Origin of the sequence: Roseivirga ehrenbergii (assembly GCF_001593005.1) — a bacterium.
GTDB lineage: Bacteria > Bacteroidota > Bacteroidia > Cytophagales > Cyclobacteriaceae > Roseivirga > Roseivirga ehrenbergii.
In genome coordinates, this window is the sequence record NZ_LQZQ01000009.1 from 104,173 (window position 1) to 115,982 (window position 11,810).

The 11,810-nt window shown below is 40.4% G+C and carries 13 protein-coding genes; 8 read left to right on the forward strand and 5 right to left on the reverse strand.

Annotated elements, in window-relative coordinates:
* Window positions 1-76 precede the first annotated feature (76 nt).
* On the forward strand, window positions 77-982 hold the full coding sequence (sdaAA, locus tag MB14_RS07885; RefSeq protein WP_062591039.1) for an L-serine ammonia-lyase, iron-sulfur-dependent, subunit alpha: 906 nt from the start codon (window positions 77-79) through the stop codon (window positions 980-982).
* 167 nt (window positions 983-1,149) lie between these two features.
* On the opposite strand, the gene MB14_RS07890 is transcribed toward sdaAA, so the two are convergent.
* The 4 genes from MB14_RS07890 to upp form a co-directional block, all read right to left on the reverse strand.
* A complete protein-coding gene (locus tag MB14_RS07890; RefSeq protein WP_062591040.1) occupies window positions 1,150-1,983 on the reverse strand; it encodes a hypothetical protein in 834 nt (277 codons plus the stop codon).
* A 108-nt stretch (window positions 1,984-2,091) separates the two neighbouring features.
* The gene (locus tag MB14_RS07895) at window positions 2,092-2,544 is read right to left on the reverse strand and encodes a hypothetical protein (protein ID WP_062591041.1); all 453 of its coding nucleotides are present in this window, start codon (window positions 2,542-2,544) and stop codon (window positions 2,092-2,094) included.
* The gene (locus MB14_RS07900; RefSeq protein ID WP_062591042.1) at window positions 2,544-3,485 is read right to left on the reverse strand and encodes a calcium/sodium antiporter; all 942 of its coding nucleotides are present in this window, start codon (window positions 3,483-3,485) and stop codon (window positions 2,544-2,546) included. The genes MB14_RS07895 and MB14_RS07900 overlap by 1 nt, the downstream gene beginning before the upstream one ends.
* Before the next feature lie 3 nt (window positions 3,486-3,488).
* Entirely contained in the window at window positions 3,489-4,130 is a 642-nt protein-coding gene (gene upp, locus MB14_RS07905) for a uracil phosphoribosyltransferase (RefSeq protein ID WP_062591043.1), read from the reverse strand.
* 131 nt (window positions 4,131-4,261) lie between these two features.
* On the opposite strand from upp, the gene MB14_RS07910 reads away from it, so the two are divergent.
* Entirely contained in the window at window positions 4,262-5,176 is a 915-nt protein-coding gene (locus MB14_RS07910) for a M20/M25/M40 family metallo-hydrolase (RefSeq protein WP_062591101.1), read from the forward strand.
* Window positions 5,177-5,193: 17 nt separating this feature from the next.
* Here the strand turns inward: MB14_RS07910 and MB14_RS07915 are convergent, their stop codons facing one another.
* A complete protein-coding gene (locus MB14_RS07915; RefSeq protein WP_062591044.1) occupies window positions 5,194-6,387 on the reverse strand; it encodes a DUF4934 domain-containing protein in 1,194 nt (397 codons plus the stop codon).
* A 232-nt stretch (window positions 6,388-6,619) separates the two neighbouring features.
* On the opposite strand from MB14_RS07915, the gene hpt reads away from it, so the two are divergent.
* From hpt to MB14_RS07945, 6 genes are all read left to right on the forward strand, one after another.
* The gene (gene hpt, locus MB14_RS07920) at window positions 6,620-7,159 is read left to right on the forward strand and encodes a hypoxanthine phosphoribosyltransferase (protein ID WP_062591045.1); all 540 of its coding nucleotides are present in this window, start codon (window positions 6,620-6,622) and stop codon (window positions 7,157-7,159) included.
* Between the two features lie 45 nt (window positions 7,160-7,204).
* Window positions 7,205-7,783 carry an adenylate kinase gene (locus MB14_RS07925; protein ID WP_062591046.1) on the forward strand — a complete coding sequence of 193 codons (579 nt, stop codon included), beginning with the start codon at window positions 7,205-7,207 and terminating at the stop codon, window positions 7,781-7,783.
* Between the two features lie 131 nt (window positions 7,784-7,914).
* Window positions 7,915-8,916 carry a GTPase ObgE gene (obgE, locus tag MB14_RS07930; RefSeq protein ID WP_062591047.1) on the forward strand — a complete coding sequence of 334 codons (1,002 nt, stop codon included), beginning with the start codon at window positions 7,915-7,917 and terminating at the stop codon, window positions 8,914-8,916.
* Between the two features lie 109 nt (window positions 8,917-9,025).
* Window positions 9,026-9,658, forward strand: a complete 633-nt coding sequence (locus tag MB14_RS07935; protein WP_246032599.1) for a nucleotide exchange factor GrpE — start codon at window positions 9,026-9,028, stop codon at window positions 9,656-9,658.
* A gap of 1 nt (window position 9,659) precedes the next feature.
* Entirely contained in the window at window positions 9,660-10,781 is a 1,122-nt protein-coding gene (gene dnaJ, locus MB14_RS07940) for a molecular chaperone DnaJ (RefSeq protein ID WP_062591048.1), read from the forward strand.
* Window positions 10,782-10,905: 124 nt separating this feature from the next.
* Window positions 10,906-11,796, forward strand: a complete 891-nt coding sequence (locus tag MB14_RS07945) for a toast rack family protein (RefSeq protein WP_053223997.1) — start codon at window positions 10,906-10,908, stop codon at window positions 11,794-11,796.
* Window positions 11,797-11,810 lie beyond the last annotated feature (14 nt).

Below are 11,810 nucleotides of genomic sequence, written 5' to 3' on the forward strand. Positions count from 1 at the left end.
TGCCATTTTAGCTTAGTCAATACTTATTCCATCCTTTGCTTAAATTCCCTTAGCTTTGCAAAAAAGGTATACCGTTATGAGCTTTCTTTTCGATGATTTTAAAGGTTGGAAGTCTTATTGTGAGGCCAACGACATGAAGCTTTTTGAACCCGTAATTGAATACGAGGTGCAACAAAAGCAGCGTACTGAAGAGTTTATTTGGGCGAGTTTAGATAATGCTTATACGGTGATGAAAGAAGCTGTACAAACAGGCCTCACCGAAGATATGACTTCCCGCTCGGGCATGATCAATAACGGAGCAAAGAAAGTATACAACCACCCTGTTACCGTTTTGAGTAAAGAATTTCAAGTATTGATTTCTCGTGCACTGGCTGCTAAGGAGGTGAACTCCTGCATGGGGCGTGTTGTAGCTGCGCCAACAGCAGGTGCTTCGGGCATTATCCCAGGTGTTCTTGTTACTTTTCAAGAATTACATGATGTACCAGACCGTAAGATTCACGAAGGGCTCTTGGTAAGCGCAGGTATTGCCTTGATTATGGAAAAACGTGCTTCAATTGCGGGCGCAGTAGGTGGTTGCCAAGCGGAAACAGGAAGTGCGGCAGCCATGGCTTCTGGTGCTATTGTTTATTGCTTAGGAGGCTCAATCGATCAAGTATTCAATGCCGTAGCCATTACTATTCAGTGTATGCTAGGTTTAATCTGTGACCCTGTTGCTGGTTTAGTAGAGGTGCCTTGTGTAGTACGAAATGCAAGTGCAGCCGCTATTGCCAACAGTTCGGCACAAATAGCGCTGGCCAATGTAAGTGCCGTAATTCCAGTGGACGAATGCGTTGAAGCGATGGGCGAAGTAGGTCAAAGTATGGAAACCCGCTACAAAGAAACTGCTTTGGGAGGGTTAGCCGCTACACTCACGGGTCAATCCATTTCTAAAAGAGTCTTGATTCAGGATATTGAAATGTTGCCTGATGAGGGAGAGGAGTAAATAATCAACTTTTTTCAAACGCTATTTCAGAGCTATGTATTTCCTTGTCATTATTTGGTGCATATAGAATGCACTTAAGGTATGTATATGGGGCTTTTTAGCTTCGTGTGAAGCCGTTTAAATAAACTGGAGTCATTGAATCGATGGTTAGTCACTGTAAAGTTAAACTACATATTTAAAGATGAAAGATGGCGATATGCTCTCCTATAGACATCTTCATAAACCCCAAACTCATGTGCATAGGCTTTGAAGAAGGCATCCAAATTGTCACGATTATGTACTACGCTATTTCCTAGTTTTAGCATTTCTAAACTGAATGGAGTTACATCGTTTCCCCTCAGGTATTGTTGAATTGGTAACACTAACGTTTCCACGATAACATTCTGTCTAAACCTATTGTCATGGATTTGATAGCTAGCGTATATTTGATCAAGTGCTGTGGTTTGTTCTGGGAAATTGGCTTGTATTTCAGGGTTATGAATTACTTTCTCAAGAAATGAACTGAATGCAGTCACGTCATCACCCCATTTTGTTTGATACGCCAAGTACTTCTCTTGAAATAGATCTTTAATACGAGGGAGGTCATTTTGAATCTCGGAAACGGCCCTAACATTCTTGAATGCCATATTGAAATTCGATAGGCTAATCCGATTCTTGGCAGGGCCAATGAAAAAAGCTTCATAAAAGTCGGAGAAGGGTATTAAAAGGAAAGTTTCTAAATGACCAATGGTTCCACTGAACATCTGGAAATCTTCATCATTATCGATATTTAAACTTTGGCTAAGATTTTGAAATCCGTTCGCTTGGCTTAATACATCTCCTGAGATGGAGATCAAGAGCTGTTTAAAAATGTTTCGATAATTCTTTCTTTTCTTCCATACACGAAAACTTCTACCACCATATTTAAAAGCTTCCCCCATGAAGAAAATGAAAATGGTTATCAATATTGGAGCAAGAACCTCCTTATTGATCCCCGTAATACATTCCAAAGAGTCAAACATCTCAATTTTTTTAAGAATCAAAGCTAAATAATTCTAATAGAACAATTGTAACTTCAATCATTTCTTAAAAAGTTGAGTTAACCTATTTCAGGACGAGACAGAATTTCATCACCTCGAATTAATCAATCCCAAATCTATAAACCAATCCACAGAGAAGGTCCATACTACTGACCAAAACAGCCCAAAAATAAACATATAGAAAAAGACTTGCTTGCGAGGAGCGCCAACCGTTGAAACTAAAAGAGAACCACCCACAGGAGATAGAATTAAAGGGGTAAGAAAGCAGGTGCCAATAATGCCGTATTTCGTCCAAATTTTTACCATTCTGCGGCTTTGAGGCGAAAATTTACCTTTCTTTTTAATGAAAATGGGCAATACATTTTTCTTGATCTTCTCACCCAAATATGAAAATAAAACAACACTGGTCATTAACCCAGCCATGGTGATAATGATAATCTCCAAGGGGCTCATGCCAGCAGCTGGCCCTAATAAAGGAGGAAGAATTGACTTGAGGCAAGCCAACAAATAAATGCCAAGGTAAGTAAGAACCTTCTCTAACATTACTTCAATAAGAAAAATACATACGCTAGATACGAACCAATCAGGATAATTCCCGAAGGCATTCCTAGTCTTTTACGGAAGACCATCAAAGGAAGGATAAGTATTGTAATACCGATCATCCAAGGGAAATCGGTATGGAGAATATCCATGTTTACCGAAAGGGGCTTAATAATGCTTGTAATCCCTACAATGGAAAGTACATTGAAAATATTTGAGCCCAATAAATTTCCTAAGGCAAGGTCGGTTTCTCCTTTTCGGGCGGCAATTACAGAAGTGAAAAGTTCAGGTAAGCTTGTGCCCAAGGCCAATACTGTCAGTCCGATAACGCGCTGCGAAACTCCTAAATCTACGGCAATTTCTTCAGCGCCTCCTATAAACCAATCAGCTCCAAAGTACAGGCAAACAATGCCCAAACTCACCTGAAAAATATCTTTAACAATACCCCACTTTTCTAGCTTGTCGGGCTCTTCAACATCAAGTTTGATTTGTTCTTTGCGCGTAGTATATAGCAATGAACCTAAATAAATCACCAATAGAATCACTAGAATTGTGCCTTCCAAATTGGAAATCATGCCGTTGTAAGCGAAAATATAGAGGAGCACAGATGAGCCTAATGTTACAGGCCAATCTCTCCTTGCGCTGTCTTTTTTTATGGGAATAAACCCAAAAAGAGCGGCTGTTCCTAGCACTAAAGCCAAGTTGGAAATGTTGGAGCCGATTACATTGCCCAAAGCAAAATCAGGCGCGCCTTTCAAGGCTGAATTCAAGCTGACAAGTAACTCTGGTGCCGAGGTGCCAAAAGCAACTACGGTAAGGCCAACCACTAAGCTGCTTACGTTAAACCGCAAGGCCAATTTTGACGCTCCTTTAACAAGAACCTCACCGCCAACAATTAGGGTAGCCAAACCCAAAACAAGAATTAGAATCGTACTCAAAAGCATGAATTAAAGTTTTGACCCGAATGAAAGATCACCCGCATCGCCCAAACCGGGCACTATGTATGATTTATCGTTTAACTTTTCATCTACCGCCCATGTCCATAACTCGTGGTCGACCTCGATGTTCCTTTTTAGGTATTCAATGCCCTCTGGCGCGGCAATTACTGATGCCAAATGAATACTGGTGGGTTTACCGTTTTTTAGAATTTGATTCAGACTGGCCACCAGCGATTTGCCAGTTGCCAACATTGGGTCTATCAAAATCAATGTTTTTCCATTTAAGTTTGGGGCAGCTGAGTACTCCAACGCTACTTCAATATTTTCGGTTTCTTCTTTTCGCCATGCGCCAATAAAGCCAACTTCGGAATGGTCAAATACATCTAAAAAACCATTCATAAAGGGCACTGCAGCCCGTAAAATAGACACCAATACAATTGAGTCGCTAATGGTTTGTTCAGTAGTAATGGCCAGTGGGGTTTGAATTTTTTGTTCTTCAAAATGAAGCGTTTTTGAAATTTCATAGGCCATCAAAGTTCCCAGTCGCTGCAGGTTTGTTCTGAAGCGCAACCGATCGTTTTGCACCTCAACATTCCTGAGTTCGGCCAAATAAGTATTGGCAATGCTGTTTGATGTATTGAGTACTCTCATTCAATTTCAAATTCGCTGCAAATTTAATGGAAACATTCGCTCATTCAGACAATATGGGTTGAAAGGTGAATTTGCCTGACAATGCTAGGCTATCACAAAAGACCATCTTAATTTTGGCCAAATTCTCACTTATGGATTTCAAACTGCTTAAAACCCTTTGCCAAATTCATGCGCCTTCTGGAAACGAAGTTGCCATGAAAGAGTTCATCTTAAATTACGTGGAGGTCAATGCTTCTAAATGGAAAACCAAACCTGAAGTGATTTTCGGTGATGAATTCCAAGACTGCGTCATGCTCAAATTTGGCACACCTCGAACTGCCATTTTTGCTCATATGGACAGTATTGGTTTTACAGTGCGCTATAACGATCAGTTAGTAGCCATTGGTGGCCCCAAAGCAGAAACAGGGTATAAGTTGGTGGGAGAAGATTCAATGGGGCCCATTGAGTGCGAATTGCTTGAAGACGATGGAAACCTTTATTACAAGTTCCCAAGAGGTATTGATCGAGGAACAGAACTAGTTTTTAAGTGCGATTTCCGCGAAGATGATGAATACATTCAGTCTTGCTATATGGACAACCGTTTGGGGGTGTTCAATGCATTAAAAGTAGCTGAAACCTTAGAAGACGGAGTAATTGCTTTTGGTTGTTGGGAAGAACATGGAGGAGGAGCAGTGCCCTATTTGGCCAAACACATGTACGAGCAATGGGGCGTAAAGCAAGCCTTGATCTCCGACATTACTTGGGTAACCGAAGGGGTTCCTCATGGTGAAGGTGTAGCCATTTCAATGCGCGACAGAAATATTCCGCGCAGAAGCTATATTCAGAAAATCATCAAAATTGCCGAGGAATCAGGTATTGACTTTCAACTTGAAGTAGAGGGTGCTGGCTCTAGCGATGGCCGTGAACTTCAGCTTTCGCCTTATCCGTTTGATTGGTGTTTTGTTGGCGCACCTGAAGATCATGTACATAGCCCAGACGAGAAAGTGCACAAACACGACATCGATTGCATGATTGCTTTGTACAAAGTGCTGATGGAACAGCTTTAAGTCAGTGAAATAATTTTCTACTTCATTTTAACAAAAAGCAGCATTGAATTTTCATCCCCATTTATGCCTTCCAAAACAGGTTTAAGAATTGGGTGATAGTCCGTTTCTTTATTTTTGCTTTTGTTTTGTTCACGGAACATCTTAACGTATTGAGGCTCGACTAATAGTATAAACTGAGACTCAGTTGCAGCGATAATGGTTAGCGGTCCTTTGCCCGATCCATAGAAATAGTCATTGGCTATAGTTGTATTTGAGTGTAATACCTTATTAGCAGCTTTGTCAAAGACCGTTTGGTAACGAAACCCTTTAATAGAATACTGGAAGGAGATATGCTTGTCTGTTTGCATAAATCCTTTGGGAGGCCCAGCATAGCCACTTTCTTTTATAAACTGTGATCTTTTAGACTTTGGTGGTAAGTTTTCGAAAAAATCAGTAGGCCTTTTCAGGTCGCCTTCATAGTTGATAACATATTTTGGTTTAACCTCTTCAGCCGATACTGAATAGATGGTGTCGGTGGTAGAATAATTGAGCAGTACGGCTGAATTTAATTTGGAAAAATTTTCATCAGAGTAAGGCACTATTTGTTCTTGATCTGCTAAAAATTTAGTGGAGATTACTTCTTGATCTTTATAGTTGTAGATTTTCAGTTTATAATCTCCAAAAGGGTATGATGATGATTGTAAGTCGGTAAACAGTGCCACTACTCCATTGGAAATAACTTCGATACTATTGGCAGGAGCTACTAGTTTATGTCTTTCTAGATAATTACCCTCTGAATCAAAAAAGAGAAGGTTATAATGATTATCAAGGATGATTATTCTTGAGTTTTCTCGATCAATGCAAAAATCCCTAATCTTATCATATTCTCCTGGGCCTCCCCCTTGTCTCCCGATATTTCCAATATAGCTTCCATCGCTGCTGAAAATGGCCAACTTATTTGCCGCGTACTTGTCAAGTACGAAGATCTTTCCGTCATAAATTTCAAGTTTATCAATGTCACCTATCAGTGAAGTTTCAATAGTTTCAAGTGCCACAATTGAGTCTATTTCGTATAAATCACTAGTGACTAGTTCGGTGTCGGTTACTGAAACATTAATTTTAATTGGGACGGATGAATCACCTAGTTCTGCGTTGGAATTATTGTTTTTTGATTCTTTACTTCCGCAAGAACAGAGGAGCAAAACTGGGACTAGTAGTAAAAGTTCTTTCATGTCAAATATTATTGGTGTCTACGAGTTTTACCACTCGTTTGCTTTCCGCTTTTAGCAGTCATAAATAAAGAATCCTCATAGTAACTAAGTATTTTGTCTGGATCAATACACTTTAGATTAGCGGTTTTCTTGTTCTGAAAACTTTAGTTCAGTGATTACTTAAAAATGAAAAGTGATTTAGTCGAGCTTACCTGACCTATGATTTGTTAACTTGCGCCAAAATTTATTACCTGTGGAAACGATCAAAGTTCGAGACAAGGAGTTTGAGGTTTATTTAGAAGAAACCAAAATTCAGCAACGCATTGCTGAAATTGCCCAAGACATTAACGAGGAATACGCGAGCAAGAATCCGCTATTCATTGGTATTTTGAATGGCTCATTTATGTTTGCCAGCGATTTGATGAAGGCTGTAAACGTACCTTCAGAAATAGCTTTTATCCGAATGGCTTCCTACAAAGGAATGGAGAGTACTGGGAATGTAAAACAAGTACTCGGGCTGCAAGAAAACGTATTCGGAAGGCATCTAATTTTACTCGAAGACATCGTTGACTCAGGTTTGACAATGGAGGAAGTAATTAAATTTTTTCAGGAAAGAGGGCCAAAATCTATTCGGATAGCAACCTTGTTGTTAAAGCCCGAAAAGCTTGAAAAGGACCTAAAACTGGACTATGTAGGGTTTGAGATCCCTGAAAAATTTGTAGTAGGTTACGGCCTAGATTACAACGGCCATGGCCGAAATCTCAAAGATATTTATCAATTGAAGGAAGCCTAAAAATTTCCTTCACTATATTTGAACCCTCAAAATCTAATTCTGTAAATGGTTAATATAGTTTTATTCGGCCCTCCAGGAGCGGGGAAAGGTACACAAAGCGAAAAGATTATTAAAAAGTACGGGCTGAAACACATTTCCACAGGAGATTTATTCAGGAAGCATTTAGGAGAAGGCACCGAATTGGGCAAAAAAGCACAAGGCTTTATGGACAACGGAAAACTTGTTCCAGACGAAGTAGTGATTGGAATGGTGGGAGAAACGGTGAAGGAATTTCAAACTGCTCCAGGCTTTATTTTCGATGGCTTCCCCAGAACTGTAGCTCAAGCAGAGGCTTTAGATGAACTTTTAGCTAAATATGACACTTCCATTTCCAGTATGGTGATGCTTGAAGTGCCGGTTGAAGAACTGAAAAAGCGTTTGTTGGAGAGAGGCAAAACCTCTGGCCGAGCAGACGATCAAAATGAAGAGAAAATTAACGTTAGAATTCAGGAGTACAATAATAAAACGGTTCCCGTTGCTGAGTTTTACGCCAAACAAAATAAAATCTGCAGGGTTAATGGAGTGGGTACTATCGACTCAATTTTCGCACAGATAGAAAAGGCAATAGATGGGCATTACGCTTAATATTGGTTGAAAAAATTAGTAATTTGAAGATGGTCACTTTCGGGTTGATCATCTTTTTTATTTTCATAAAGCCCTTTTTAATCTACGGGTTAGGGGGCGTTCTTAATTTGAACAAAAGTTAAATACGTATTATGGCCAGTTCCAATTTTATCGATCACGTCCGACTTTATTGCCGATCGGGCAATGGAGGAGCAGGCGCTGTACACATGCGTAGAGAAAAACACGTACCCAAAGGTGGCCCCGATGGTGGTGATGGCGGTCGTGGTGGACATATCATCCTTCGCGGAAGTTCAAACCTTTGGACATTGCTTCACCTTCGATATCAGAAACACGTTTTCGCTCAAAATGGCGAAGGTGGATCAGGACATGGCAGTACTGGTGCCGATGGGAAAGACATTATATTGGAAGTGCCTTTAGGTACCGTAGCACGCGATGCCGAAACCAATGAAATTGTTTGTGAAATTACCGAGCACAACGAAGAAATTATACTTGCCAAAGGCGGAAGAGGTGGTTTAGGAAACCAACATTTCAATACTTCTACCAATCAAACGCCAAGGTATGCACAACCTGGAGAGCCTGGGATTGATACTATTTTCGTGCTCGAACTTAAGCTTTTGGCCGATGTAGGCTTAGTGGGCTTTCCAAATGCGGGTAAATCAACTTTGCTTTCAGTGCTTTCGGCTGCCAAACCAGAAATTGCGGATTACCCATTCACTACCCTTGTTCCTAATTTGGGCGTGGTGTCTTATCGCGACCACCGTTCCTTTGTAATGGCCGATATTCCTGGAATTATTGAAGGGGCTGCTGAAGGAAAAGGACTGGGCTTAAGGTTTTTACGTCATATTGAACGCAATTCATTGTTGCTATTTTTAGTGCCTGCCGATGCCGATGATGTAGCCAAAGAATATGAAATCCTTTTAGGAGAACTCACAAAATTCAATCCTGAACTGTTAGATAAAGAGCGAATTCTAGCAATTTCTAAAACCGATATGTTAGATGAGCAAATGATTGAAGAGATGAAGGAAATGTTGCCTAAAACACTTCCTACATTATTTATTTCATCAGTGGCTAATATTGGGTTGCAAGAACTGAAAGACTTGCTTTGGGCAAAACTGAATCCCGCTAAACTTTAGATAGGGAACTGCCATTTACCTTCTTTCTTTTTACATCTTATGTCAGAATGACACAAAACTACGCTTGGCAATATAATTGTAGCCGAGCGTCTGTTTTTAAGGAGGTAAAATGGCGAGAATTAAGAAAATGTTTTCGGCATTTTTAAAAACTGATAGAGAATCGATGAAGAAGAAAAACAAAGCGCAAGAGAACGAGGAAGTGGTAAAGGATAATCTTACTGCTGAAGAGACAGAAGCTAATGAGGCTGCTGAAGCGCAGAACGAAGAAATAGAAGAGCCTGTTGAGTTAACTGCTGAAGAAAAGTTGACCATTGAGGTAGCAGAAGCAAAAGACAAATACTTAAGGTTATATTCTGAGTTCGAGAACTTCAGAAGAAGAAACGCCAAAGAAAGAATAGACTTGATTAAAACAGCCTCGCAAGACTTAATGGCTGATTTAATCCCTACCATAGATGATTTTGAAAGGGCTCAACAAGCCAATCAAAAGCAAGAAGATGTTGAAGTGGTGAAAGAAGGCTTTGATTTAATTCATAAAAAGCTTTTAAAAACACTTGAGGCAAAGGGACTTAAGTTAATGAATACGGAGAAAGGAACGGCTTTCGATGCAGACTTGCACGAGGCGGTTACGCAGTTTCCGGTTGAAGAAGAAGAGTTAAAAGGTAAGATTATAGATACCGTTGAAAAGGGCTATTTCTTAGGTGAAAAAGTAGTTCGTTTCGCAAAGGTGGTGATAGGAGCATAAGATGGCAAAAAGAGACTACTACGACATATTAGGGGTAAGTAAAACAGCAACAGACGATGAGCTAAAAAAGGCTTATCGTAAAATGGCTATTAAATACCACCCTGATAAAAATCCAGACGATCCTCAAGCAGAAGATAAGTTCAAAGAAGCTGCCGAAGCCTATGAAGTATTGAGCAATGCAGATAAGCGTGCACAATATGATCGTTTCGGACATGATGGCATGCGTGCTGGTGCGGGCGGCCATGGTGGCGGAATGAATATGGATGACATCTTCTCGCAATTCGGAGACATCTTTGGAGGTGGAGGCGGTAGTCCGTTCGAAAGCTTTTTTGGAGGCGGGGGCGGAGGCCGAAGTCGTCAACGCAAGGGTTCGAATTTGCGCATAAAGCTTAAGCTTACATTAGATGAAATTGCCGAAGGTGTAGAGAAGAAAATAAAAGTAAACCGTTTGGTGAATGCCAGCGGAGTTACTTTCAAAACCTGTACTACCTGCGGTGGCTCTGGCCAGCAAAAGAAAGTGGTCAATACTATGTTGGGGCAAATGGTTTCGGCCAGTACTTGTTCTACATGCCACGGTAGCGGTAAAATTATCGATCAGCGCCCTCCTGGTGTTGATAGCACTGGTTTGGAAATGAAGGAAGAAATTATTCCTATCAAAATACCAGCAGGTGTAGCCGAAGGAATGCAGCTTTCAATGTCGGGTAAAGGTAATATGGCGCCAGGTGGCGGCATTGCTGGCGACTTATTGATTGTAATCGAAGAAAAAGAGCATGAAGAACTAAAAAGAGACGGCAATAATGTGTTGTACGATCTCTATATCAGCTTTACAGAAGCAGCCTTGGGTACGAGTATCGAAGTGCCAACTATTGATGGCAAAGTGCGCATTAAGATTGATCCAGGAACCCAAAGCGGAAAGATTCTTCGCTTAAGAGGAAAGGGTATTAAAGACCTTAATGGCTATGGAAAAGGAGATCAGCTGATTCATTTGAATGTTTGGACCCCGAAAAAATTAACATCGGAAGAGCGTGCAATGCTTGAGAAGTTGAGTACTTCAGACAACATGAGACCTAAACCAGAAAAGGGTGAAAAAGGCTTTTTTGAAAAGGTAAAAGAGTTTTTCTAGACAGATTTAAAATTCAAGATTATATTTGAGGAGTCGGTGTAAACCAACTCCTTTTTTATTTGTGTCGAATATCAGTAATATTTTTGTTTTGCAACCCTATTCCCTACAACTCGTATTCAAGTCCATGTATAGGGTAATATTGCTGGCAATTGTAAGTATTGGAATTGCAGACATGGTTGTGTGGGGACAAACAAAAACCCATTTTGCAGTGCAGGAAGATGCTTCCTGTGAAAAAATCAATTTTTATCTCAAAGCCAGTTCTGGCACTTGTGAAATTCGAACAAGAAATGGCGACACACCCATTAGTATTATGGGCTTATGTGAGGAAGAGTATGTAACTCCTGAATTTGGTCAACAGATGGAAGGAAACGTACTCAATGCTTGGTTAAACTTGAACGACAGCGGAAAAGAAGGCTTCACTAGCAAACTGACAAAGATTTTTGGAAGAAAATCCACAGATACAAAAAACTACTGGAACATTTACCTGTCTCATTTTAAGCCTTATAATCTCGATCTGAATTACGGAGTAGGTAAAGCGTATATCGACTTGTCGAATATTGCAGTGGAGAATATGAAAATTACTTCGGGCAATGCGCATGTTAAAGTGGGCTACCATTCTAAAATGGAAAATCTAATTGAAATGGACACCTTTATGGTGAATGTGGATTTAGGCGATGTAGAAATTGACAGGCTGAATATGGCAAGGGCCAAAACGGTAATTGCCGAAGTAGGCTTTGGTACTCTGACCATGAATTTTGGAGAAAGTCCTGAGCTAGCCAGTGAAATTTGGGCACGTGTTGGCGCTGGCAGCCTCACTATTAATCTTCCCTTAGAAGAAATACCCATGATGATCCGCATTAAAGATACGTCCTTCAGGAAGCTAAAAATGCCTAGCAACTTTGTATCTATTGGCGATAACGTTTATGTGAACCCTTCTTACAAAGAGGATTCTCCAAACCTGCTCACATTCAACATAGACCTTTCTATGGGCAACGTGATTTTTGCGAAAAACTAAAAGGCCGGAGTCTC

Bases quoted from the DNA above. Each gene is read 5' to 3' on its own strand.
- sdaAA (WP_062591039.1), top strand. From the start codon at position 77: ATGAGCTTTCTTTTCGATGATTTTAAAGGTTGGAAGTCTTATTGTGAG.
- MB14_RS07890 (WP_062591040.1), bottom strand. From the start codon at position 1,983: ATGTTTGACTCTTTGGAATGTATTACGGGGATCAATAAGGAGGTTCTT.
- MB14_RS07895 (WP_062591041.1), bottom strand. From the start codon at position 2,544: ATGTTAGAGAAGGTTCTTACTTACCTTGGCATTTATTTGTTGGCTTGC.
- MB14_RS07900 (WP_062591042.1), bottom strand. From the start codon at position 3,485: ATGCTTTTGAGTACGATTCTAATTCTTGTTTTGGGTTTGGCTACCCTA.
- upp (WP_062591043.1), bottom strand. From the start codon at position 4,130: ATGAGAGTACTCAATACATCAAACAGCATTGCCAATACTTATTTGGCC.
- MB14_RS07910 (WP_062591101.1), top strand. From the start codon at position 4,262: ATGGATTTCAAACTGCTTAAAACCCTTTGCCAAATTCATGCGCCTTCT.
- MB14_RS07915 (WP_062591044.1), bottom strand. From the start codon at position 6,387: ATGAAAGAACTTTTACTACTAGTCCCAGTTTTGCTCCTCTGTTCTTGC.
- MB14_RS07925 (WP_062591046.1), top strand. From the start codon at position 7,205: ATGGTTAATATAGTTTTATTCGGCCCTCCAGGAGCGGGGAAAGGTACA.
- obgE (WP_062591047.1), top strand. From the start codon at position 7,915: ATGGCCAGTTCCAATTTTATCGATCACGTCCGACTTTATTGCCGATCG.
- MB14_RS07935 (WP_246032599.1), top strand. From the start codon at position 9,026: ATGGCGAGAATTAAGAAAATGTTTTCGGCATTTTTAAAAACTGATAGA.
- dnaJ (WP_062591048.1), top strand. From the start codon at position 9,660: ATGGCAAAAAGAGACTACTACGACATATTAGGGGTAAGTAAAACAGCA.
- MB14_RS07945 (WP_053223997.1), top strand. From the start codon at position 10,906: ATGTATAGGGTAATATTGCTGGCAATTGTAAGTATTGGAATTGCAGAC.